This window comes from Cellulomonas sp. H30R-01 (genome assembly GCF_010119915.1).
Taxonomy (GTDB): Bacteria; Actinomycetota; Actinomycetes; order Actinomycetales; family Cellulomonadaceae; genus Cellulomonas; species Cellulomonas algicola.
Window position 1 is genome coordinate 2,557,577 of sequence record NZ_CP048210.1, and the last position, 22,857, is coordinate 2,580,433.

The following is a 22,857-nucleotide window of genomic DNA, read 5'->3' on the forward strand; positions in this document are numbered from 1 at the left end:
GGCGCTGTCGCGGGCGGCGGGGCCGCCCGCGACAGGCTCGTCGTCAGATCTCTTCGATGCTGCTGGCGTTGGGGCGACGCGACAGGTCGATGCCGAGCTCCTCCGCGGCGCGGTAGACCTCGTCGTCGTTCTCCTTCATGTCGATCGAGACGCCGTCGGACGACAGCACCTCGACGTTCAGGCAGAGCGACTGCATCTCCTTGAGGAGGACCTTGAAGGACTCCGGGATGCCCGAGTCGGGGATGTTCTCGCCCTTGACGATCGCCTCGTACACCTTGACGCGGCCGGGCACGTCGTCGGACTTGATGGTGAGGAGCTCCTGCAGCGTGTAGGCGGCGCCGTACGCCTCGAGGGCCCACACCTCCATCTCGCCGAACCGCTGACCACCGAACTGCGCCTTACCACCCAGCGGCTGCTGCGTGATCATCGAGTACGGGCCGGTCGAGCGCGCGTGGATCTTGTCGTCGACCAGGTGGTGCAGCTTGAGGATGTACATGTAGCCGACCGCGACCGGGTCCGGGAACGGCTCGCCGGAGCGGCCGTCGAAGAGCCGGGCCTTGCCGTCGGGCTGGACCATCCGGTCGCCGTCACGGTTGGGCAGCGTCGAGCCGAGCAGACCGGTGAGGGTCTCCTCCGGCACACCGTCGAAGACCGGCGTGGCGACCGGGTTGCCGGCCGGGGACGAGGCCGCGACCGCGGGCACGCCCTCCTTCCACTGCACGTCGCCCTCGGCCAGCTCGATGTCCCAGCCCTGCTTCGCGACCCACCCGAGGTGCGTCTCGAGGACCTGCCCGACGTTCATACGACCGGGCACACCCAGCGGGTTGAGCACGACGTCGACCGGCGTGCCGTCCGCGAGGAACGGCATGTCCTCGACGGGGAGGATCTTCGAGATGACGCCCTTGTTGCCGTGACGGCCGGCGAGCTTGTCGCCGTCCGTGATCTTGCGGCGCTGCGCGATGTACACGCGGACCAGCTCGTTCACGCCGGCGGGCAGCTCGTCGCCGTCCTCACGGCTGAACGTGCGCACCTCGATGACCGTGCCGGACTCGCCGTGGGGCACCTTGAGCGACGTGTCGCGGACCTCGCGCGCCTTCTCGCCGAAGATCGCGCGGAGCAGGCGCTCCTCGGGGGTCAGCTCGGTCTCACCCTTCGGGGTGACCTTGCCGACGAGGATGTCGCCGGCCGCGACCTCGGCACCGATGCGGATGATGCCGCGCTCGTCCAGGTCCGCAAGGACCTCCTCGGAGACGTTCGGGATGTCCCGCGTGATCTCCTCGGGGCCGAGCTTCGTGTCGCGGGCGTCGACCTCGTGCTCCTCGATGTGGATCGAGGACAGGACGTCGTCCTGCACGAGGCGCTGCGACAGGATGATCGCGTCCTCGTAGTTGTGGCCCTCCCACGACATGAACGCGACGAGCAGGTTGCGGCCGAGCGCGAGCTCGCCCTCGTCCGTCGCCGGGCCGTCGGCGAGCACCGAGTTGACCTCGACGCGCGCGCCCTGCTCGACCAGCACGCGCTGGTTGTAGGACGTGCCCTGGTTCGAGCGGCGGAACTTCGCCACGCGGTACGTCGACGTGGTCGCGTCGTCGTTGGCGACGACGATGAGGTCGGCCGACACCTCGGTGACGACACCCGGCTTCGTCGCGACGATGACGTCGCCCGCGTCGACCGCCGCACGACGCTCCATGCCGGTGCCGACGAGCGGCGCCTCGGAGCGGACCAGCGGCACGGCCTGGCGCTGCATGTTCGCACCCATGAGGGCGCGGTTCGCGTCGTCGTGCTCGAGGAACGGGATCAGGGCCGTCGCGACCGACACCATCTGGCGCGGGGAGACGTCCATGTAGTCGATGTTCTCGCCGGTGACGTACTCGATCTCGCCACCCTTGACGCGGACGAGGACGCGGTCCTCCTCGAACGTGCCGTCGGCCTCGAGCGGCGCGTTGGCCTGCGCGATGACGTGGCGGTCCTCGTCGTCGGCGGTGAGGTAGTGCACCTCGTCCGTGACGCGGCCGTCGACGACCTTGCGGTACGGCGTCTCGACGAAGCCGAACGGGTTGATCCGCCCGAACGACGCGAGCGAGCCGATCAGACCGATGTTCGGACCCTCAGGGGTCTCGATCGGGCACATGCGGCCGTAGTGCGACGGGTGGACGTCACGGACCTCCATGCCGGCGCGGTCGCGCGACAGACCACCCGGGCCGAGGGCCGACAGACGACGCTTGTGCGTCAGGCCCGCGAGCGGGTTGTTCTGGTCCATGAACTGCGACAGCTGGCTCGTCCCGAAGAACTCCTTGATGGAGGCCACGACGGGGCGGATGTTGATCAGCGTCTGCGGCGTGATCGCCTCGACGTCCTGCGTCGTCATGCGCTCGCGCACGACGCGCTCCATCCGGGACAGGCCCGTGCGGACCTGGTTCTGGATGAGCTCGCCGACCGCACGGATGCGACGGTTGCCGAAGTGGTCGATGTCGTCGGTCTCGACGCGCACGTCGATCGCCTCGCCGGCACGCGTGCCGGGCAGCGTCTGCAGGTCGATGTGCAGCGACGCGAGGTACTTGATCGTCGCGACGACGTCCGCGAGCGACAGGACGGAGTCCGCGAGGGGCGCGTCCTGGCCGAGCTTCTTGTTCAGCTTGTAGCGGCCGACCTTCGCGAGGTCGTAGCGCTTCGGGTTGAAGTAGAAGTTCTCGATGAGCGCGCGGCCGGCCTCGACGGTCGGCGGCTCGCCCGGGCGGATCTTGCGGTAGAGGTCGAGCAGCGCCTCGTCCTGCGTCTGGACGTGGTCCTTCTCGAGCGTCTCGATGACGGCCGGGTACGCCGCGAACTCCTCGCGGATCTCCGCCTCGGACATGCCGAGCGCCTTGAGCAGGACGGTCGCGTTCTGCTTGCGCTTGCGGTCGACGCGGACGCCGACGTTGTCGCGCTTGTCGATCTCGAACTCGAGCCACGCACCACGGCTCGGGATGACCTTGGCGGTGAGGATGTCCTTGTCGGACGTCTTGTCCGCCTGGCGCTCGAAGTAGACGCCCGGCGAGCGGACGAGCTGCGAGACGACGACGCGCTCGGTGCCGTTGATGATGAACGTGCCGCGCTCGGTCATGAGCGGGAAGTCGCCCATGAAGACAGTCTGGCTCTTGATCTCACCGGTCGTGTAGTTGACGAACTCCGCGGTGACGAACAGAGGCGCGGCGTACGTGAAGTCCTTCTCCTTGCACTCCTCGGCCGTGTACTTCGGCGGCTCGAAGCGGTGCTCGCGGAACGAGAGGGACATGGAGCCGCCGAAGTCCTCGATCGGCGAGATCTCCTCGAAGATCTCCTCGAGACCGGCGGTCTCGGGGACGTCCTGACGACCGTTCTCCAGCGCGGCGGCCACGCGGGCCTGCCAGCGCTCGTTGCCCAGCAGCCAGTCGAAGCTCTCGGTCTGCAGGCCGAGCAGGTCGGGGACCTCGAGCGGCTCGTGGATCTTGGCGAAGGAGATACGACGGGATGCGGTGCGGTTCGCGATGGCGTCAGCGGTCGGTGCAGAAGGGGTGCGCGAGGCAGCCAAGAGGGGTCCTTCCCTGCGGATCGTGTGCACGCTGCGCAGGTCAGGCGGGGCGCGATCCCCCGGCCGTGCGAGCTGCGGAACCGTCGCGCACGTACGACGTCCACTGCTCGGGTTATACGGGATCGCGGGCACAGGCCAGCGCAAAGCGCTAGCATACTCAACCGGCATGGGAAAGTCCACCCGGCGTCGGCCGGGTCCCGCGTCGTCGTCGACGCCGTCCCGGCTTCTCGCTCACGCGGGCGACTCGCCCGCGTCGACGACCACGCTGTCGTCGCGGCACATGGTGGCACACGTCACCCTGACCGCGAAAGCGGAGCAGGTGAGAGCGGGCGTACGACCACCCGCCCTGTACCCGACCGCCCCCGGCATCCCTCGACCCATCCGGCGCGCCGTCGGCTGCGAACCCCCCTCGCACCACATCGCACGCGGTCCCGCGGGACCGCCCGGGCGGGGCCACGCGCCCCGGGAACGAGGCAGCCATGTCGCAGTCCCCCAACCGCATCGTCGGGACGGTCTTCGGAGCCGTCTACCTGCTCGTCGGCGTCGCCGGCTTCTTCGTGACGTCGGGCGTCGGCTTCGCGTCGACCGAGGGCGAGCCGCTGATCCTCTTCGAGGTCAACCCGCTGCACAACATCGTCCACCTGCTCATCGGCGCCGTGCTGTTCTTCGCGGCACGCTCCTCGGTCGCCGCGTCCCGCGCCGCCAACACCGGCGTCGGCGCCGTCTACCTGCTCGTCGGCGTCCTCGGCCTGTTCCTCGTCGGCAGCGGCGCGAACATCCTCGCCCTCAATGGCGCCGACAACGTGCTGCACTTCGCGAGCGCGGTCCTGCTGCTCGGCGTCGGTCTCGGCGCCGACCGCACCGCCTCGGCGCGGGCGACCGCATGACGACCGCGTCCGCCGCCCTCGCCGCCCGGCCCGCTGCCGGGGGGCTGGGGCGCGTCGCGGGCGCGCACGCCCCGGACCGGGTGGCGGTCGAGTCCCCCGCCGCGGTCGTGCTGCGCGTCGGGGCCGCCGACGCGACGCTCGGCGCCGGGCTGGTCCTCGTCGCGCTGGGCGCCGAGCACATGGGCCACGCACCCGTCGTCGCGGTCGCGGCCGTCGTGCTCGGCCTCGCGCAGCTCGTCTGGGCGTGCGCGGCCCTGCGCGGGCCCGTGCCGCTGCCGCGTGCCGCGCTGGCGGTGCTGCTCGTCGGCGGTGCGGGCTGGCTCGTGGTCCAGCCGGCGACGGGCGAGCCGCTCGGGCACGCCGACGTCGCGGTCGCCGGGCTGCAGGTCGGCGCGGCGCTGCTCGTCGCGGGCGGGCTGCGGCTCGCCCGCGACGGAGGTGCGCGCCGGCGGGCGCCCGCGGGCGCGCTCGTGCAGCTCGTCGCGCTCGTCGTCGGCGCCGGGCTCGTCGCGGCCGTCACGGTCCCGGCGCTCGCCGCGACCGACGCCGGCGCGCACGCGCAGCCGCACGGCTCGCACGGCCTCCCCGGCCTGCCGGGCCTCGGCGGGCACGCGGGCCACCCCTGAGGCGCTCCCCCGGCTCCCCGGTCGCGCCGCGCCGGGGACGACGAAGGCCGCACCCCTCACGGGGTGCGGCCTTCGTCGTGCAGTGCGCCTCCGGCGTCCGGTCGCAGGGACCGGGCCGGAGTCAGATCACTTGAGGGTGACCGTGGCGCCGGCGCCCTCGAGCTGCGCCTTCGCCTTCTCGGCGGCCTCCTTGTTGACACCCTCCAGGACGGCCTTGGGGGCCTCGTCCACCAGGTCCTTGGCCTCCTTGAGACCGAGGGACGTGAGGGCGCGCACCTCCTTGATGACCTGGATCTTCTTGTCGCCGGCCGCCTCGAGGACGACGTCGAACGAGTCCTTCTCCTCCTCGGCCTCGGCCTCGGCGCCCGCGCCACCGGCGGCGGGGGCCGCGGCGACGGCGACGGGGGCGGCGGCGGTGACCTCGAAGACGTCCTCGAAGGCCTTCACGAACTCGGAGAGCTCGATCAGCGTGAGGCCCTTGAACTGCTCGATGAGCTCGTCGGTGCTGAGCTTCGCCATGATGGCGTTCCTTTCGTCGGGTGCCCGGTCAGCCGTGCCGGCTGCCGAAGCAGATGTGGGGGTGTGCGCGACGCGTGACCGCGAGGGTCAGGCGGCCGCGCCTTCCGACTCCTGCTTCTGGCGCAGGGCATCGATGACACGGGCGGCCTGGGCGGTGTTCGCGGTGAAGACGTAGGCAGCCTGGTAGAGCTTGGCCTTCATCGCACCGGCCGCCTTGGCCAGGAGCACCTCGCGGGACTCGAGGTCCGCGAGCTTGGTGACCTCCGCGGCGGTCAGGGCGCGTCCGTCGAGGACACCGCCCTTGATGACCAGCGCGGGGTTCGCCTTGGCGAAGTCACGCAGACCCTTCGCGGCCTCGACCGGGTCGCCGGTGACGAAGGCGATCGCCGACGGGCCCTTGAGCGCGTCGTCGAGGCCCGTCAGGCCGGCTTCCTTGGCCGCGATCGCGGTCAGCGTGTTCTTCACCACGGCGTAGGTTGCGTTACCGCCGAGCGCCTTGCGCAGCCGCTTGAGCTGCGCGACGGTGAGCCCGCGGTACTCGGTCAGCACGGCCGCGTTGGACTCACGGAACCGGTCCGTGAGCTCTGCGACAGCGGCTGCCTTGTCCGGCCTCGCCATGGCAATCCTTCCGATGGTGGTGCCACCGGTCTGCACCCCGAGAAACGAAAGAGCCCCGCGCAGGCGCGGGGCTCGGCGTCAGGACGCGGCGGGGCCGGTCCGTCGGGGAACTCTCACCTGCGCTGGCCTCCGCTGCTGCGGGACTTCGGTCGAGGCCACGGAACGTGGCGCCGACGACCGGCGGTCTTGGGCCCGACAAGCGTACGACACGGTCCCCGCGCCACCCAAATCGCGTGCGCCGCACCACGCCGGGACGGTCAGACCGGGGCACCGAAGCACATGAGCGGCGCGACCGTCCCCGTGCGGTCGGCGTCCTCCGCGACCGCGGTGGCGACCGCACGCGCCACCGGAGCCCCCTCGCGCAGCAGCACGTGGGTCCGCGTCATCACGCGCATCGCCGTCTCGTCCGGCAGCGGGGCGATCGCCGCCACCACGCAGCCGACCCCGCGACGCAGCAGGACGCTCGCCATGCCGAGCGCCTCACCGCCCGCCCGCACCGACGCGCGGCCGACCTCGCAGCTCGACAGCACCACGAGGTCCGGTGTCTGCGCACCCGCGTCGAGCTCGTGCGCGAAGAGCGGGCCGTCGGCGAGGCGGACCGACGAGAACAGCGGGTTGTCGGGCTCGTGCCGGCCGTGCGCGGCCAGGTGCACGACGCCCGGCGACCCGAGCAGCGCGATCATGCGCGCGACCGTCGCGTCGGCGCCGACCACCGCCTCGCCGTCGGGCCAGAGGGCCGCGACCTCGCGCACCTCGTCGTCGGCGTGCCGCAGGCCCGGACCCGCCGCGGCGGTCACACGACCCGGCATCGCGCCGACCGTCCCCGTGTAGCGGATCCAGTGGTGCACCGAGGGGGCGACGACCGTCGGCAGGCCGGCGCGCGCCGCGAGCATCGACCACGGCAGCGCGGCGAGCCAGCCGGTCGCGACCACGACGAGCTCGTCGGGAGCCCCCAGCAGCGGCACGAGCCGTGCCTCGATCGCCGCGAGACCGTGCCGCAGCGCCCGCTGCGCGACCTCCCGCAGCTCGGCCGGGACCAGCGGGTTCGCCGTGACCTCGAGGTCCGCGTGCACGCGGCGCACCAGCTCGGACAGCTCCGCCGCCGGACCGAGGCGGTGCAGCTCGGTGCGCTGCGCCGTCACCGCGACGGCGAGCAGCTCGCCCCGGTGCACGCCGATGTCCACGAGCGTGCTGCCGGGACGCTGGGCGACCAGGCGCCGCACCTCCGACGCGCGCCCCGGACGCTCGTCGCCCGCCTCGCCCCGCTCGTGCCACGAGCGCGCGAGGATCTCGTGCTTGAGGCGCTGCGCCTCCCGGAACGCGCGCGCCCGCTGCGGGTCCGCGCTCGCGCGGCCGATGACGCCGCGGCTGTCGTCGATGAGCCGCCGGAGCTGCGACAGCAGCGCCGCCGACTCCGGGTCGCTCGGCGGGTTGACCCGCGGCGTCCCGCCGATCACCGCGCGGATCCGCTCCGCCGCGTCCAGCAGCGCCGTCGCACGCCCCGTCGACAGCGCGAGCTCGACGTCGAGCGACGCGAGCGCCCGTCCGTGCACCGCGCCCGCGGTCCGCAGGTCGAGCGACCCGAACCGGGACCGGTGCAGCGCGAGGTCACGCTGCCCCGCGTGCACGAACCGCGCCGCCCGCGCCCGGTCCCCCGCCGCCTGCGCGAGCTTCGCGCGGATCCAGCGGCCGTGCAGCCGGACCGAGATCGGGTCGCTCCCCCGCACCGTGCCGAGCTGCTCGAGCAGCGCCTCCGGGTCGTCGAGCGCGCCGCGCGCCAGGTCCGCCTCGATCCGCACGTACGCCGCGCCGACCTCCCACGCCGTGCGGCCCGACGCCCGGCACATCGCCTCCAGCCGGCCCGCCCGGCGCGACAGACCCGCCCACAGCGTCCGCGTGCCCGCGTCGGCCGGTGCCTGCGCGTACGCGACCGCGTCGACCTGCAGCCCGAGCAGCGCCGCGCGCACGACCCACGCGTCCTCGCGTCGCCGACGGAACCGCCGCTCCGCCGACGCCGCGAACCGCCGGGCCGCCGCGACGTCACCCCGCAGCAGCGCGCACTCGGCCCGGCCCAGCTCGCACTCCGCCACGTCGCGCACCCGGCGGTGCTGCTCGAACGACGCCGCCGCCTCCGCGAGCGCCTGGTCCGCCACGCCGACCAGCCCCGCCTCGAGGAGCACACGCGCCCGGTCCAGCAGCGCCGTCGGCCGGGGCGGACCCGGCAGGATCCGGGCCGCCGCCTCCATCCGCGCGAGCGCGTCCGGCAGGTTCCCGGCGACGAAGTCCAGGTAGCCGAGGTTGTGCTCCGCCTTGAACGTCAGCAGCTCGAAGCCCGCACGACGCGAGCGACGCGCGCACTCCGCGTAGTCCGCCCGCGACAACGACACGTGGTGCATGTCCGAGTGCAGGACCCCACGGTTGAGGAGCACGCGGCACGCGTCGATCGGGTCGGCGTCGTCGATCGACGCGACCGCCTCGTCGAGCCAGTGCAGCGCCTCGTGCTGGCGGCCCGCCCGCAGCGCGAGCAGCCCCCGCAGACCCGCGACCGCCGGCACCAGGCCCGCCCAGCCGCGCGACGGGTCCCGCTCGTGCTCGACGAGCATCGCGTCGAGCTCGTCGAGCGCCGGACCCGGGGCGCCGCGCGTCTCGAAGTCCGCCTTCGCGAGCTCGACGAGCGCGCGCGCCCGCAGCCGCACGACGTCCGGCGACCCCGGCAGGGCCTCCAGGTCGTGCAGCAGCGGGCGCAGGCGTCGGCGGGCACGCGTCGGACGACCCTCGGCGTTCTCGGTCTCGGCGCGCACCAGCGCCTCGGCGAGGACGTCGACGGTGCGCGGCCCGGCGGCCGCCGGGCCGCCCGGGTCCGACATTCGGTGCCTTAGAGCTCGATCTGCGGGGTCACGATCGGCACCTGCGGCTCCTCCGGTCGCCGCAGGACGAGCCGCGCGGGACCGCGCTCGACGTCGGAGAACGAGAAGCGGCCGTCCGCGTCGGACGTCACCGTCGTCACGTCACCGGACTGGTGCAGCTCCACCGAGAGCTCGCTCGCCGGTGCCGCCCAGCCGTCGACCCGCACGCGGTCCGCCTCCGGGCGCACGGAGATCATCACCGTGAGCACGTCCGTCGTGAACGTGATCGTGCCGGCCTCGATGCTCGTCTCGTCCGCACGGACCGCGAGCGCCGGCTCGCCGACCAGGTGCAGCTCCGCGAGCTCGGCGTGCAACGCCTCGATCGTCAGGGCCATGCCGATGCGGTCGACCAGGCCCGCCGGGACCGGGTCGGACACGGCGACCAGCGACGCGAGCTGCTGCAGGATCTCGACGTCGGCCACGTCCAGCGAACCCGCGGCGACCAGGGCGAGGGTGCTCTCGTCGGTGCTCATGACATGCTCCAGGCGGGGTCGTTGGAGAGGGCGAGGCGGAGCTTCGCGAGACAGCGGCCGCGGGTCGGACCGATGCTCCCGACCGGCATCCCGAGCGCCCGGGACACCACCGTGTAGTCCGGCCGGTCGACCAGTGCGACCAGCCCCAGGAGCCGGCGGCAGCGGTCCGGCAGCGTGCCGACGTGCTCCCAGAGCACCCGGTCACGCTCGGAGCGCACTGCGACGGTGTCCGGCCGGTCGTCGGCGGGTGCCGACAACCAGTCGGTCACGTGCTCGTCGTGCTCGTGCCGCACGAGGTCCTCGCGGGTCCGCCGCACCGCACGCCACGCCGCCCGCTTCGCGGTGACGAGCATCCACTGCAACGTCGCCCGCGGGTCGCGGATCGACTCGATGTCACGCACGAGGGTCAGCCAGACGTTCTGCACGATGTCCTGCGCCTGCTCCGCGTCCACGCCCTGGGCGCGGACCGTGTGCCACAGCAGCGGCGTCATCACGTGCACGAGCGCCGCGAGCGGCGCCCTGTCGCCGTCGCGGTACGCGACCACGGCCCGGGCGGCCTGGTCGGCCAGCCCTTCTCCCTCGCGGAGCGCGGCATCCACCGGCTCCACCAGGTCGTCACTCATCATGGACCCCTCACAGGCTGGCCTCGTCGGGCGGCCGCGCCCCTGACACAGTAGGGCGGCCCGGACAACCCCGACAAGGACGACACGGACAGCCGACCGGCTCCGCCGCGGACCGGGTGCGCTCCCGTCCCGCGCGCCTGCGAGCGCCCGTCCCCCCGTGCCGGGGTCGACCCTCAGGAGCGGGGCTCCCGCCACCAGATACACGTGCACCAAGATTTCTTCCCCGGACGTGTATCTGGGCAGGCCGCGGGCGCTCCTCGCCAGCACCCGCCCGAGCTCACGCCGTCCGGTCCGCCCCCGCGGCGACGGCGCCGGAGCGGGCCGGGACCGTGGACTTCGAACCGAGGAGACGCACGACATGACCGAGCAGGACAGCGCGCCCGAGCCCCTCAGCCGGGAGCAGATCCGCCCGACGAAGCGCACCCACGAGGACTCGCTCATCGCCCGACCGGGCGTCGTCGGCGTCGACATCGGCGAGAAGTGGTCCGACGGCCGGCCCACCGGACGGCAGGCCATCGTCGTCCACGTCGCCCGCAAGCTCGACGCCGCCGACCTCGACGACGACCAGCGGATCCCCGCCGCCATCGACGGCGTCCCCACCGACGTCGTCGAGCACCGCGTCGTCCTGCACCACGAGGCCCCGGCCGTCGACGACGTGACGACCCTCATGCGCGGCCGCGTGCGGCCGCTCGCGGGCGGCATCAGCATCGGCCCCGTCGACCCTGTGACCATCCAGAGCGCGACCTCCGCCGAGCTGCGGTCCGTCAACGGCACCCTCGGCGTCGTCGTCGTCGAACGGCACACCGGCCGCGCGCTCGCGCTCACGAACTGGCACGTCGCCGCCGGCGACGGGCTCGAGGACGTCGGGAGCCGCTGGGTGCAGCCCGCGCTCGCCGACGGCGCCTCGCGCGGCGACCAGTTCGGCCTGCTCGTCCGCGGCACCCTCACCGACCGCATCGACGCTGCCGTCGTCGCGATCGCGCCCGGTGCCGCGTGGGTGCCCGGCGTCGTCGGCATCGGCGCGGTCACCGGCTCCGCCGCGGCCGTCGACGGCTCCGTCGTCCGCAAGCACGGCCGCACGACCGGCCTGCGGACCGGGCGTGTCGTGTCCACCGACTTCACGACGTCCGTCGACTTCGGCCCCGGCATCGGCTGGCGCACCCTGCGGGACCAGATCCGTGTCGAGCCCGCCGAGGGAGAGCCGTCGTTCTCCGCGGGCGGCGACTCCGGGTCCGTGCTCGTCGACGAGGACGGGAAGGTCGTCGGGCTGCTGTGGGCCGGCGAGGGCGACGGCTCCTTCTCCGTCGCCAACCCGATCGCCGCCGTCCTGTCGACGCTCGGCGTCGACGTCGCGACACCCGCGTCCGTCCGCGCCGCGCGCGCCCGTCAGGCGGCACTCGCGCGTCGGGCCGCCCAGCTGCGGGCCGCGCAGCAGCGCGCGACGGGTGGCCTGTTCCCGCCCGTGTCCGCCGCCTACCGGCGTCCGCGGCGGCGCCGCGCCGCCGGTCCGCAGTCGCCGGACGGCGCCCGGCCGGGCTCGGACGGTGCCGCCTCGGGAGCGCCCGGTGGCGCCGCGTCCGACGCGCCGACGGGGTCGCCGGCAGGCCAGCCGTCGAGCGCGGCCGGGCGTGCGCCGGGCACCGCGGGCGAGGTGCGTGAGCACCGGCTCGGTGCGGCGGCCCAGCCGTTCACCGAGCCCTTCACCGAACCGTTCACCGAGCCCTTCACCGAGGCGCTCACGGCGAACCCGTTCACCGAGCCGTTCACGGAGCCGTTCACGGAGCCCTTCACCGAGGCGCTCACCGCGAACCCGTTCACCGAGCCCTTCACCGAACCGTTCACCGAGCCCTTCACCGAGGCGCTCACGGCCAACCCGTTCACCGAGCCGTTCACGGAACCCTTCACGGAGCCCTTCACGGAGCCGTTCACGGAGCCCTTCACCGAGTCGCTCACCGCGAACCCGTTCACCGAGCCCTTCACCGAACCGTTCACCGAGCCCTTCACCGAACCGTTCACCGAGCCCTTCACGGAGCCCTTCACCGAGGCGCTCACCGCGAACCCGTTCACCGAGCCCTTCACCGAGCCGTTCACGGAGCCCTTCACGGAACCGTTCACCGAGGCGCTCGCGCAGGCCTACGCCCGGCTCCACGGCCCGCAGCGCGCCGCGCTCACGCTCGCCCGGGTCCGCGCGGAGGCCGCGCGCCGGCAGCGTGAGGCGTTCTGGGCGGGCTACGTCACCGCGATCGTCCGCGGCCGCACCCGCTGACGACCCGGCCGAGACCACGAGGAGACCGCCCGACATGAGCGTCCTGGCAGAAGGAGTCGACCGTCAGCCGACGGCACGCGTCATCGCGCTGCGGCCGTCCGCGGGCCGGCACGCCGCCGCCGGGCGGTCTCCCGAGGTCGTGGGGCTCGGCCCCGAGCCCGACGAGCCCCGGCACGGGACCACGGGGCGGCACGCGACCGCTCCCGCGCCCGTCGACGCGCCCGGCACGGGAGCTCGCTCGCTCGTCCGCGAGCTCGAGGACCTGACCGAGCAGATGCAGGCGCACGGACCCCTGCCGTCGCTGCGGGTCGACCTGCGCGAGCTGCTCGCGGCGTGGGCGGCGGCGCTGGTCCGCCTGCACCGCACGCCGCTGACCCCGACGACGCCCGTCGCCGAGCTGCCCTGGGTGCTGACCGAGCCGCTGCCCGACTGGCTGGACGTCCTGCCCGGGGACACGGGCCCCGTTTGGGCGGTCCGAGCACACCCCGGGATCCGCCGCGCCGTCGAGGAGACCCGACGCGCATGGCTGCCGGTGCAGTGGGTGCACGGCGACCCGACCGGCGACGAGGTCGTCGTGACCCGCACCCGCGGGGCCGTGCGCGCGGTGCTGCTCGGCACCGCGCGGGACACGCCCGAGGGTCCGCTGGCACCCGCGCGCACGGGCCGCAGCGGCTGCGGCGACCCGCGGTGGGACGTCGCGACGGCGCTCGACTGGCTCGCGCTCGCGCTCGGTCCGGCTCTCGATCCCGCGTGGCAGCTCGACCCCGTCGCCACGTTCGCCGGTCAGTACCGCGAGCTCGGCGGCGACGCGCTGCCGGACCGCGCGACGGCCGTCGCCCGGACGCTCGCCTCTGCCGTCGAGTGGACGGCCCACCTCACGCTGGACCGTGACCCGAGCGAGGACGAGCGGGCGTGGTTGTCGGGCCTGTGGTCGCGACCGCTCGAGCTGGTCGGGCGCACCCGCACGACCGCGGTGGCCGGGCGCCGCTCCTGACCCGCCCGCGACCGCGAGCCACGCGCGTCAGGCCGCGCGCACCGCGTGTCGAGGCACGGGAGACGTCCGGGAGGCACGGGACGCAGCACGGTCGGGCGAGCAGCCGCGCCTACCGGGCGCAGGACGGCCGGACGTGCACCGCTGTCCGTGTCCGTGTCCGGCGGAGGCGAGCCGGGGCAGGACCGGCGGGACGAGAACGGCGAAGGCCCGATCCGCAGGGGGGACCGGGCCTTCGCCGTTCGTGCGCGGGGACGAGCCTCAGGCGGCGTCGTCCTCGACCGTCAGGTTCCGGGTCTTGTTCTGGTCGAGCAGGATCCCGGGGCCGTTCGTCGTCGAGATGGTCGCCTTCGTGATGTAGCGGCCCTTCGAGGCGGACGGCTTGAGACGCAGGATCTCCTCGAGCGCCGCCGCGTAGTTCTCCACCAGGTTGACGTCGGAGAACGACGTCTTGCCGATGATGAAGTGCAGGTTCGCGTGACGGTCCACGCGGAACTCGATCTTGCCGCCCTTGATGTCGGACACGGCCTTGGCCACGTCCATCGTCACGGTGCCGGTCTTCGGGTTCGGCATGAGACCGCGGGGGCCCAGCACCTTGCCCAGACGACCGACCTTGCCCATGAGGTCCGGCGTCGCGACGGCGGAGTCGAAGTCGGTGTAGCCGGCGGCCACCTTCTCGATCAGCTCGTCGCCACCGACCTCGTCGGCGCCGGCCGCGCGGGCCTGCTCGGCACGCTCACCGGTCGCGAAGACCAGGACGCGCGCCGTCTTGCCCGTGCCGTGCGGGAGGTTGACCGTGCCGCGGACCATCTGGTCGGCCTTGCGGGGGTCCACACCGAGGCGGAAGACGACCTCGACGGTCGCGTCGTACTTGGTGGTCGACGTGCTCTGCGCGAGGCGGACCGCCTCGAGCGGGCTGTAGACCTTGCCGGCCTCGATCTTCTCGGCGGCGTTGCGGTACGCCTTGCTGTGCTTTGCCATCTGCTTCTCTCTTCTCAGCAGTCGTGGTCCATCGGGCCGCACAGGGCCCTGCCACTGAACTTCGTCACGTCACGAGGTCTCGTGCCGCGTGGTGCCGGTCGGCGCGGACGCCGACCGGCGGGGTGAGGACGTCAGCCCTCGAGCTCACGCTCGGTCCGACCTGCGCTCACGCTCCGGCACGTCCCGCTGCGCGAGCCGTACCTGCGCGTTCGCTCCGGTCAGCCCTCGACCTTGATGCCCATCGAGCGGGCCGTGCCGGCGATGATCTTCTCGGCGGCCTCGAGGTCGTTCGCGTTGAGGTCCTCGAGCTTGGTGCTCGCGATCTCGCGGACCTGGGCCGACGTGAGGGTCGCGACCTTCACGGTGTGCGGCGTCGGGGAGCCCTTGGCGACCCCGGCGGCCTTCTTGATGAGCTCGGCGGCCGGCGGCGTCTTCGTGATGAAGGTGAACGAGCGGTCCTCGTACACCGTGATCTCGACGGGGATGACGTTGCCGCGCTGCGACTCGGTCGCCGCGTTGTAGGCCTTGCAGAACTCCATGATGTTCACGCCGTGCTGACCGAGCGCGGGGCCGATCGGCGGGGCGGGCGTCGCCGCACCGGCGTTGATCTGGAGCTTGATGAGGCCGGTGACCTTCTTCTTGGGGGGCATGAAGCCGTCCCTCTCTGGTTCGTGGGCCGACGCCGTGGGCGATGACCCGGTTGCAGTGCCGCCCCACGGTGCGGGGCGGCAGCGTCAGCGTCAGATCTTGGCGACCTGGCTGAACGACAGCTCGACCGGGGTCTCCCGGCCGAAGATCGAGACGAGCACCTTGAGCTTCTGGTTCTCGGCGTTGATCTCGGAGATCGTCGCCGGCAGCGTGTCGAACGGCCCGTCCGTGACGGTGACCGACTCGCCGACCGTGAAGTCGACCTGGATCTGCGAGGTGCTCTTGGTGGCCGCGGCCGCCGTGGCGGGGGCCTTCGGCGTCAGCGACGGCGCGAGCATCGAGAAGACCTCGTCGAGCGTCAGCGGCACCGGCTGGTGGGTGTGGCCCACGAACGACGTGACGCCCGGGGTGTGCCGGACGGCGCCCCACGACTCGTCGGTCATCTCCATGCGGACGAGGACGTAGCCGGGGATCCGGACGCGCTTGACGACCTTGCGCTGCGCGTTCTTGATCTCGACGACCTCCTCCATGGGGACCTCCACCTGGTAGATGAAGTCCTCCATGTTGAGGCTCTGCGTGCGGTTCTCGAGGTTCGCCTTCACGCGGTTCTCGTAGCCCGCGTACGAGTGGATGACGTACCAGTCACCCGGCTGGCTGCGCAGCTGCGACTTGAAGGCGGCGACGGGGTCCTCGTCGGGGTCGGGCTCGGCGTCGTCGGCCGACTCCTCGACCTCGGCGCCCTCGTCCTCGACCTCGGCGACCTCGTCGGTCGACGCGTCGTCGGCCGGAGCGAGCTCGTCGCCCGCGGCGCCCTCGACCGCCTCGACCGACGCCAGGGCGTCCTCGAGCTCCGTCTCGGCGCCGGTGGGCTCCTGCGACTCCTGCGACACGTGCGAACCTGCTTTCTCCCGCATGGGGTGCGTGCGGGTGGCGAGACTCCTCGCCACCGTGGGCCGGCCGGTGCGGCCGCGAGGGCTCAGCCCCCGAACACCCAGAACGTCAGACGGCCGATCCCGAGGTCGACGACCGTCACGAACGCCATCACGACCGCCACGAACACGAGGACGACCGTCGTGTACGTGATGAGGTCGGAGCGCGTCGGCCGGACGACCTTCTTGAGCTCGGCGACCACCTGGCGCCAGAAGAGCGCGATGCGGGCGAACAGCCCGCGCTTCTTCTCGCCCTTGACGGACTTGGGCTCGCGGGCGGTCGCCGGGCCCCCGGCGTCGGACGCCGCGGCCGGTGCGGTTTCGCTCACGTCTGGCCCCTGTGTCTCGTGGTGGCCACCGGGACCGTGCGGCCCGGCGGTGGGACGGCTGACGCGACGCGCCGGACCGTCCGGCGATCCTGCTCATGCCCGGCCGGGAGCCGGACATGCGCGCAGGGCAGACAGGACTCGAACCTGCAACCTGCGGTTTTGGAGACCGCTGCGCTACCAATTGCGCCACTGCCCTACGGCGGCCGGGCCACCCCATGACACTGTCGCTCCCCGCGTGCGGAACACGCGAGGGCGCGGCTCATCATGGCGAAGGTCAACCGCCGGGGGTCCACTGTACGCGACGCGACCCCGTGGGTCGAACCACGTCCGCGGGGGCCCGCGCGGCACGCCGCACGACGCTCGCCACGGGCGCGCGCCACGGGTCGGAAGGCCGGGCCGCCGTCGCGTGACCTCTGCCACTATGGGGCCCGTGAGCGAGCAGACCACCCCCCGCGCCCGCGTGTCCGCCCGGGTCGCCGCCATCGCCGAGTCCGCGACCCTCGCGGTCGACGCCAAGGCCAAGGCGCTCAAGGCCGCCGGCCGGCCCGTCGTCGGGTTCGGCGCGGGCGAGCCGGACTTCCCGACCCCCGCGTACATCGTCGACGCCGCCGTCGCCGCCGCGCAGGACCCGGCGAACCACCGGTACACGCCCGCCGCGGGCCTCCCCGCGCTGCGTGAGGCGATCGCCGCGAAGACGCTGCGCGACTCCGGCTACGAGGTGAGCCCGGCCGACGTGCTCGTCACGAACGGTGGCAAGCAGGCCGTCTTCCAGGCGTTCGCGGCGCTGCTCGACCCGGGCGACGAGGTCCTCCTCCCCGCGCCCTACTGGACGACCTACCCGGAGGCGATCCGCCTCGCTGGTGGCGTGCCCGTCGAGGTGTTCGCCGGCGTCGACCAGGGCTACCTCGTCACCGTCGAGCAGCTCGAGGCCGCGCGCACGCCGCGCACCAAGATCCTGCTGTTCAACTCGCCGTCCAACCCGACGGGCGCCGTCTACTCACCCGAGCAGACCGCCGAGATCGGGCGCTGGGCGCTCGAGCACGGCATCTGGGTCGTCACCGACGAGATCTACGAGCACCTCACCTACGACCACGCGGTGTTCACGCCGATCGTGCGCGTCGTGCCGGAGCTCGCGGACACGAGCATCGTGCTCAACGGCGTCGCCAAGACGTACGCGATGACCGGCTGGCGCGTCGGCTGGATGATCGGCCCGCGCGACGTCATCGCCGCCGCGACGAACCTGCAGTCGCACCTCACGTCGAACGTCGCGAACGTGTCGCAGCGGGCCGCGATCACCGCGCTCACGGGCGACCTCGCCGCGGTCGAGGAGATGCGCTCCGCGTTCGACCGCCGCCGCCGGACCATCGTCGAGATGCTCGGCGCGATCGACGGCGTCGAGGTGCCCGCGCCGCAAGGCGCGTTCTACGCGTACCCGTCGGTCGAGGGTCTGCTGGGCCGGACCATCCGGGGCGTCACGCCGCGCACGTCGGCCGAGCTCGCGAGCCTGATCCTCGACGAGGTCGAGGTCGCGGTCGTGCCGGGCGAGGCGTTCGGCCCCAGCGGGTTCCTGCGGCTGTCGTACGCGCTCGCCGACGCCGACCTCGTCGAGGGCGTGTCGCGCATCCAGCGGCTGCTCGGCGAAGCCGAGTGACCGCGGCGGCCGGGCTCGCGCAGCCCGGCCGCGCCGGACGTCGGCGGCCCGGACGGCACGGGTGACGCGCCGCTGACGGTGGGAGGACGCCCGCTCGCGGGCCGTCCCCCGTGCTCGTGACGCGGCTGATCTGGGACTGCGCGCCGTCGGTGCCGCGGTCCATACTGTCCGCCATGCGTCCGGACGAGCCACGCAGCGCGCGCGGGAGCGCTCCCGCGCCTGCGCCGCTCACCGCTGCGCACCTCACCGTCCGGGTCCGCATCCTCACCGCCGTCATCGTGCTCTCCGCCCTGACCGTGCTCGTCGCCGGCGCCACGGCGTTCTGGCTGCAGTCGCGCGAGACCGACGCGCGGATCGACAACTCCCTCGCCCGTGCGCTCACCGCGCTGCGCGTGGTCGAGAAGAAGCCGAACCCCAGCACCGACCAACCGTTCGAGACGGTCAGCGACGTCCTGGCCGTCGCCGTGCGCAACCGCGTGCCCGGCAAGAACGAGGGCGTCATCACGCTGCTGTCAGGTCGGCTGAAGTGGACCGCCGCGCGCGAGACGAACGCGATCCACCTCGACACCGACACCGAGCTCATCGACCACCTCAGCCGGCTGTCGCTCTCGACCAGCAGGCCCACGGTGCAGACCGTCCGCACGAGCGTGACCGAGTACCGCCTCATGGCGGCGCCGGTGCGCGTCGACCGCGACCCCGCGCTCGGGCTGTTCGTCGTCGCGTTCGACCGCAGCGCCGAGATGCGCACGCTGCAGACGACGTTCCTCACGTACTCGGCCGTCGGCATCGTCGCGCTGCTCGGGATCTCGGTCGTCGCGTGGTTCGTCGTCGGACGCCTGCTGCACCCGCTGCGGCTGCTGCGGGACACCGCGCGGCGCGTCACCGAGTCCGACCTGTCGGAGCGCATCAACGTCAGCAGCAACGACGACCTGGGCGACCTGGCGCACACCGTCAACGCGATGCTCGACCGGCTCGAGCGCGCCTTCGGCTCGCAGCGCGAGCTGCTCGACGACGTCGGGCACGAGCTGCGGACGCCGCTGACCATCGTGCGCGGGCACCTCGAGCTGCTCGACCCCGACGACCCGGAGGACGTCCGCACGACGCAGTCGCTCGCGCTCGACGAGCTCGACCGCATGCACCGCCTCGTCGACGACCTCATGATCCTGGCCACCGCCGAGCGTCCCGACTTCGTGCGCCTCGCCCCGACCGACGTCGGACGGCTGACCGACGACGTGCACGAGAAGGCACGCGGGCTCGGCGACCGCCGGTGGGTCGTCACGTCGCGCGCGGACGTCACCGTCAGCCTCGACGAGCAGCGCATCACGCAGGCGTGGCTCCAGCTGCTCGCGAACGCCTACCGCTTCTCTCCACCGGCGTCGACCGTCTGGATGGGCTCCGAGGTCGTGGGCGACCGGCTCATGCTCTGGGTGCGCGACGAAGGTCCGGGCGTGCCCGCGTCGGAGGAGCGCCGGATCTTCGAGCGCTTCCACCGCGGCCAGGCGGACCGGTCCCAGAACGGCGCGGGCCTCGGCCTGCCGATCGTCGCTGCCATCGCGCAGGCCCACCACGGCACCGTCGTCGTCGAGCGCCCGCCCGAGCGCGGGAGCCGCGGTGCCGTCTTCGTCCTCGACCTTCCCGCCGTCGACCTCGTCGACGGCGAGACGACCGTCCCCGACCGCATCGCCGACCTCGCGGAGCACCACTGATGACGCACATCCTCATCGCCGAGGACGAGGAGCGGATCGCCGCCTTCGTCGCCAAGGGCCTGCGCACGGCCGGGTACGAGGCCACCGCCGTGACGACCGGCGACGCCGCGCTGACCCGCGTCCGCGCAGGAGGGGTCGACCTCGTCATCCTCGACCTCGGCCTGCCGGACCTCGACGGGTTCCAGGTCCTGCGCCGGCTGCGTGAGGCCGGGCTCACGCTGCCCGTCATCGTGCTCACCGCGCGCTCGTCGGTGACGGACACCGTCACGGGGCTCGAGTCGGGCGCCGACGACTACATGGCGAAGCCGTTCCGGTTCGAGGAGCTCCTCGCCCGGGTGCGGCTGCGCCTGCGCCAGCAGCAGCCGCAGCCGTCCGGCGACGTCACGGTGCTGTCCCACGGGCCGCTGCAGCTCGACCTGCGGACGCGGCGGATCCGCGTGCGGGACCAGGAGGTCGAGCTGTCCGCGCGGGAGTTCGCGCTCGCCGAGACGTTCCTGCGCAACCCGGGTGACGTGCTCACGCGCGAGCGCCTGCTGTCCGACGTGTGGGGCTACGACTTCGACCCGGGGTCGAACGTGGTCGACGTGTACGTGCGGTACCTGCGCCGCAAGGTGGGCGCCGAGCACTTCGACACCGTGCGCGGCGTCGGCTACCGGCTCGTCGACGTGACCGCCGTCGGCTGAGCGGTCGCGCCCGCGGCGACCGTCCGTGGGCGTGCGGCCGCTGGGGCGACCGCGCGTCGTGGGTCGGGCGGACGCCCCCGGCCGCGGCTGGCACACTGTGCCGATGCGTGACCTGGCCCTCCTGCCGAAGGCGCACCTGCACCTGCACTTCACGGGCTCGATGCGGCCCGCCACGCTCGCGGACCTGGCCGACCGGCACGGGATCCGGCTGCCGGCCGTCCTGCTCGACGCCGACCCGCTGCACGTGCCCGCCGACGAGCGCGGCTGGTTCCGTTTCCAGCGGCTCTACGACGCGGCGCGCGCGTGCGTCCGCAGCGAGGACGACATGCGCCGGATCGTCGCCGAGGCCGTCGAGGACGACGCCGCCGAGGGGTCCGGACGTCTGGAGATCCAGGTCGACCCCACGTCGTACGCGCCGTTCGTCGGCGGCCTGACGCCCGCGCTGGAGATCGTGCTGGACGAGGCGCGCCGCGCGGGTGCGGCGTCCGGGGTCGACGTGGGCGTCGTCGTCGCGGCGTCGCGGATGCGTCATCCGCTCGACGCGCGCACGCTCGCCCGGCTGGCCGCCCGGCACGCGGGGGACGGTCCGGGCGAGGTCGTCGGGTTCGGGCTGTCGAACGACGAGCGGCGCGGCGACACCGGGGCGTTCGGGCCCGCGTTCGCGATCGCGCGCCGCGCGGGGCTCGCGGCGGTGCCGCACGGCGGCGAGCTGCTCGGCCCCGCGCACGTCGAGGAGGTGCTCGACGCCCTGCGCCCCGACCGGCTCGGTCACGGCGTCCGCAGCGCCGAGGACCCGCGGGTGCTCGACCGGGTCGTCGACGAGGGTGTCGCGCTCGAGGTGTGCCCGGCGTCGAACGTGTCGCTCGGCGTCTACGGCGCGGACCGTGACGTGCCCCTGCGCACGCTCGTCGCGGCCGGTGCGCGGGTCGCGCTCGGGGCGGACGACCCGCTGCTGTTCCGGTCGCGCCTGGTCGCGCAGTACGAGGCGGCGCGGGACGTGCACGGGTTCTCGGACGAGGAGCTCGCGGCGCTCGCGCGGTCGTCGATCCTGGCGAGCCGCGCCTCGGAGAGCGTGCGCGGCCGGCTGCTCGCGGGCGTCGACGGGTGGCTCGCGGGCGACGACGGCGAGCGCGCGGGTGGGAGCGCGTCGGCGCGCTCCGAGCGGCAGGCCGGTGCAAGGGACGGCGCCGGCCGGGCGGGCGCGTCGGTGGACGGTGCCGCGCGGGCCACCGGGTGGGCGGACGGTGCCGCCCGGGCCACCGGGTCGGCGGACGGTGCCGCCCGGGCCGACGGGTCGGCGGACGGTGCCGCCCGGGCCGACGGGTCGGCGGACGCCGCGGGCGCACCCGTCGACGTCAGAGGCTGACGCCCACCAGCACGGGCTCGGGCTCGAGCTCGACGCCGAACGCGGTGCGCACGCCGTCGCGGATGTCGCGGGCCAGCGCGACGAGCTCGTCCGCCGTCGCACCACCACGGTTGGTGAGCGCGAGCGTGTGCTTGCCGGACAGCGCCGCGGCGCCCGGCCCGGAGTGGCCGCGCCCGAACCCGGCGTGCTCGATGAGCCAGGCCGCGCTCGTCTTCGTCGCACCGTCGCCGGCGGGGAAGCGCGGCGCGTCGGCGGGCAGCGCGGCGGCCGCGGCGGAGTCGAGGATCGGGTTCGTGAAGAACGACCCGGCGCTCCACGTGTCGTGGTCGGTCGCGTCGAGGACCATCCCCTTGCGTCCGCGCAGCTCGAGCACGGCGGCCCGCACGTCGAGGATCGGTGCGCGCTCCCCCACGGCGACGCCGAGCGTGCGCGCGAGCTCCGGGTAGCGGACGGCCTGGGCGAGCGTGCCCTGGCGCAGCTGGAAGGTCACGTCGAGGACGACGTACCGCGGGGTCGGCCCCCACGGTGCGCGCGGGTCCTCGGGGTCCGCCGCGGTCGGCCGCATCGAGCGCTTGAGCAGCGATGTGCGGTAGCCGAAGCGCAGGTCGACGAGCGGGAGCGTGCGGACCTTGCCGCGTCCGCGGTCCCAGACGCGCACGGTCGCGATGGTCTCGGACACCTCCTGGCCGTACGCGCCGACGTTCTGCACGGGCGTCGCACCGGTCGAGCCGGGGATGCCGGACAGGGCCTCGAGGCCGACGAGCCGGTGCGTGACGGCGTGCTCGACGACCTCGTCCCACGGCGTGCCCGCGGGGACGGTGTACGTCACGCCCGCGCACGCGGAGTGGTCGGGCACGTCGATGCCCGTCCGCACGTCGCGCACGACGACGCCCTCGAAACCCGCGTCGGCGACGAGCAGGTTGGAGCCGCCGCCGACGACGAGGAGCGGCTCGCCGGCGTCGTCCGCCGCACGCACGACGTCGACGAGCTCCGCCTCGGTCGTCGTCTCGATGTAGCGCGCGGCCGGTCCCCCGACCCGGAGGGTCGTGAGGTCGGCGAGGGCGGGGGTCGTCGTCGGGGTCGTCACGTGCTGCACGCCGCCCAG

18 protein-coding genes, 1 tRNA gene and 1 pseudogene are annotated in these 22,857 nt (G+C 73.7%); 8 read left to right on the top strand and 12 right to left on the bottom strand.

The genetic code is table 11. From position 1 onward, the window contains the following. Positions 1-43 precede the first annotated feature (43 nt). A complete protein-coding gene (rpoB, locus tag GXP71_RS11430) occupies positions 44-3,550 on the bottom strand; it encodes a DNA-directed RNA polymerase subunit beta (RefSeq protein WP_124344658.1) in 3,507 nt (1,168 codons plus the stop codon). A gap of 479 nt (positions 3,551-4,029) precedes the next feature. Between rpoB and GXP71_RS11435 the strand changes: the two genes are divergently transcribed. Beyond that, the gene (locus GXP71_RS11435; RefSeq protein WP_162352745.1) at positions 4,030-4,437 is read left to right on the top strand and encodes a DUF4383 domain-containing protein; all 408 of its coding nucleotides are present in this window, start codon (positions 4,030-4,032) and stop codon (positions 4,435-4,437) included. After that, positions 4,434-5,063 (top strand): hypothetical protein, encoded by a 630-nt coding sequence (locus tag GXP71_RS11440; RefSeq protein WP_162352746.1) that lies wholly within the window; start codon positions 4,434-4,436, stop codon positions 5,061-5,063. The genes GXP71_RS11435 and GXP71_RS11440 overlap by 4 nt, the downstream gene beginning before the upstream one ends. A 126-nt stretch (positions 5,064-5,189) precedes the next feature. On the opposite strand, the gene rplL is transcribed toward GXP71_RS11440, so the two are convergent. From rplL to GXP71_RS11465, 5 genes are all read right to left on the bottom strand, one after another. Further along, positions 5,190-5,582, bottom strand: a complete 393-nt coding sequence (rplL, locus tag GXP71_RS11445; RefSeq protein ID WP_162352747.1) for a 50S ribosomal protein L7/L12 — start codon at positions 5,580-5,582, stop codon at positions 5,190-5,192. 87 nt (positions 5,583-5,669) lie between these two features. Next, entirely contained in the window at positions 5,670-6,200 is a 531-nt protein-coding gene (gene rplJ, locus GXP71_RS11450; protein ID WP_124342753.1) for a 50S ribosomal protein L10, read from the bottom strand. Positions 6,201-6,457: 257 nt separating this feature from the next. Continuing rightward, the gene (locus GXP71_RS11455) at positions 6,458-9,067 is read right to left on the bottom strand and encodes a CHAT domain-containing protein (protein ID WP_162352748.1); all 2,610 of its coding nucleotides are present in this window, start codon (positions 9,065-9,067) and stop codon (positions 6,458-6,460) included. Positions 9,068-9,075: 8 nt separating this feature from the next. Continuing rightward, entirely contained in the window at positions 9,076-9,579 is a 504-nt protein-coding gene (locus GXP71_RS11460; protein WP_162352749.1) for a carboxypeptidase regulatory-like domain-containing protein, read from the bottom strand. Next, a complete protein-coding gene (locus GXP71_RS11465) occupies positions 9,576-10,202 on the bottom strand; it encodes an RNA polymerase sigma factor (protein WP_238402379.1) in 627 nt (208 codons plus the stop codon). Before GXP71_RS11465 ends, GXP71_RS11460 begins: the two co-directional genes overlap by 4 nt. Positions 10,203-10,560: 358 nt before the next feature. Here GXP71_RS11465 and GXP71_RS11470 point away from each other — a divergent pair, with 358 nt between their 5' ends. Both GXP71_RS11470 and GXP71_RS11475 read left to right on the top strand, forming a co-directional pair. Beyond that, positions 10,561-12,468 carry a peptidase S32 gene (locus tag GXP71_RS11470; protein ID WP_162352751.1) on the top strand — a complete coding sequence of 636 codons (1,908 nt, stop codon included), beginning with the start codon at positions 10,561-10,563 and terminating at the stop codon, positions 12,466-12,468. A gap of 34 nt (positions 12,469-12,502) precedes the next feature. Continuing rightward, a complete protein-coding gene (locus GXP71_RS11475) occupies positions 12,503-13,462 on the top strand; it encodes a hypothetical protein (protein ID WP_162352752.1) in 960 nt (319 codons plus the stop codon). A gap of 258 nt (positions 13,463-13,720) precedes the next feature. Here GXP71_RS11475 and rplA read toward each other — a convergent pair whose 3' ends face one another. The 5 genes from rplA to GXP71_RS11500 form a co-directional block, all read right to left on the bottom strand. Then, positions 13,721-14,440: a 50S ribosomal protein L1 gene (gene rplA, locus GXP71_RS11480; protein WP_162352753.1), complete on the bottom strand. Its 720-nt coding sequence runs from the start codon at positions 14,438-14,440 to the stop codon at positions 13,721-13,723. A 218-nt stretch (positions 14,441-14,658) separates the two neighbouring features. Continuing rightward, positions 14,659-15,090 carry a 50S ribosomal protein L11 gene (gene rplK, locus GXP71_RS11485; RefSeq protein ID WP_124344590.1) on the bottom strand — a complete coding sequence of 144 codons (432 nt, stop codon included), beginning with the start codon at positions 15,088-15,090 and terminating at the stop codon, positions 14,659-14,661. 90 nt (positions 15,091-15,180) lie between these two features. Further along, positions 15,181-15,978 (bottom strand): transcription termination/antitermination protein NusG, encoded by a 798-nt coding sequence (gene nusG, locus GXP71_RS11490; RefSeq protein ID WP_162352754.1) that lies wholly within the window; start codon positions 15,976-15,978, stop codon positions 15,181-15,183. 86 nt (positions 15,979-16,064) lie between these two features. Further along, positions 16,065-16,346, bottom strand: coding sequence for a preprotein translocase subunit SecE (gene secE, locus GXP71_RS11495; protein WP_124344592.1), 282 nt, complete (start codon positions 16,344-16,346; stop codon positions 16,065-16,067). A 123-nt stretch (positions 16,347-16,469) separates the two neighbouring features. After that, positions 16,470-16,542 (bottom strand) — tRNA-Trp (locus GXP71_RS11500). A 234-nt stretch (positions 16,543-16,776) separates the two neighbouring features. Here GXP71_RS11500 and GXP71_RS11505 point away from each other — a divergent pair. From GXP71_RS11505 to GXP71_RS11520, 4 genes and pseudogenes are all read left to right on the top strand, one after another. Beyond that, positions 16,777-17,997, top strand: coding sequence for a pyridoxal phosphate-dependent aminotransferase (locus GXP71_RS11505; protein WP_162352755.1), 1,221 nt, complete (start codon positions 16,777-16,779; stop codon positions 17,995-17,997). Between the two features lie 173 nt (positions 17,998-18,170). Then, positions 18,171-19,703, top strand: coding sequence for a cell wall metabolism sensor histidine kinase WalK (locus GXP71_RS11510; RefSeq protein ID WP_162352756.1), 1,533 nt, complete (start codon positions 18,171-18,173; stop codon positions 19,701-19,703). Continuing rightward, positions 19,703-20,386 carry a response regulator transcription factor gene (locus GXP71_RS11515; RefSeq protein ID WP_162352757.1) on the top strand — a complete coding sequence of 228 codons (684 nt, stop codon included), beginning with the start codon at positions 19,703-19,705 and terminating at the stop codon, positions 20,384-20,386. Before GXP71_RS11510 ends, GXP71_RS11515 begins: the two co-directional genes overlap by 1 nt. A 103-nt stretch (positions 20,387-20,489) precedes the next feature. After that, positions 20,490-21,500: pseudogene (locus GXP71_RS11520) on the top strand (adenosine deaminase); the annotation flags it as partial. A 241-nt stretch (positions 21,501-21,741) separates the two neighbouring features. Here GXP71_RS11520 and GXP71_RS11525 read toward each other — a convergent pair. Next, positions 21,742-22,848, bottom strand: a complete 1,107-nt coding sequence (locus tag GXP71_RS11525; RefSeq protein ID WP_238402380.1) for a UDP-N-acetylmuramate dehydrogenase — start codon at positions 22,846-22,848, stop codon at positions 21,742-21,744. Between the last annotated feature and the right edge of the window lie 9 nt (positions 22,849-22,857).

Bases quoted from the DNA above. Each gene is read 5' to 3' on its own strand.
- GXP71_RS11475 (WP_162352752.1), top strand. From the start codon at position 12,503: ATGAGCGTCCTGGCAGAAGGAGTCGACCGTCAGCCGACGGCACGCGTC.
- rplK (WP_124344590.1), bottom strand. From the start codon at position 15,090: ATGCCCCCCAAGAAGAAGGTCACCGGCCTCATCAAGCTCCAGATCAAC.
- GXP71_RS11440 (WP_162352746.1), top strand. From the start codon at position 4,434: ATGACGACCGCGTCCGCCGCCCTCGCCGCCCGGCCCGCTGCCGGGGGG.
- GXP71_RS11470 (WP_162352751.1), top strand. From the start codon at position 10,561: ATGACCGAGCAGGACAGCGCGCCCGAGCCCCTCAGCCGGGAGCAGATC.
- GXP71_RS11510 (WP_162352756.1), top strand. From the start codon at position 18,171: ATGCGTCCGGACGAGCCACGCAGCGCGCGCGGGAGCGCTCCCGCGCCT.
- GXP71_RS11465 (WP_238402379.1), bottom strand. From the start codon at position 10,202: ATGAGTGACGACCTGGTGGAGCCGGTGGATGCCGCGCTCCGCGAGGGA.
- GXP71_RS11435 (WP_162352745.1), top strand. From the start codon at position 4,030: ATGTCGCAGTCCCCCAACCGCATCGTCGGGACGGTCTTCGGAGCCGTC.
- rplJ (WP_124342753.1), bottom strand. From the start codon at position 6,200: ATGGCGAGGCCGGACAAGGCAGCCGCTGTCGCAGAGCTCACGGACCGG.
- GXP71_RS11455 (WP_162352748.1), bottom strand. From the start codon at position 9,067: ATGTCGGACCCGGGCGGCCCGGCGGCCGCCGGGCCGCGCACCGTCGAC.
- rplL (WP_162352747.1), bottom strand. From the start codon at position 5,582: ATGGCGAAGCTCAGCACCGACGAGCTCATCGAGCAGTTCAAGGGCCTC.
- rplA (WP_162352753.1), bottom strand. From the start codon at position 14,440: ATGGCAAAGCACAGCAAGGCGTACCGCAACGCCGCCGAGAAGATCGAG.
- GXP71_RS11460 (WP_162352749.1), bottom strand. From the start codon at position 9,579: ATGAGCACCGACGAGAGCACCCTCGCCCTGGTCGCCGCGGGTTCGCTG.
- GXP71_RS11515 (WP_162352757.1), top strand. From the start codon at position 19,703: ATGACGCACATCCTCATCGCCGAGGACGAGGAGCGGATCGCCGCCTTC.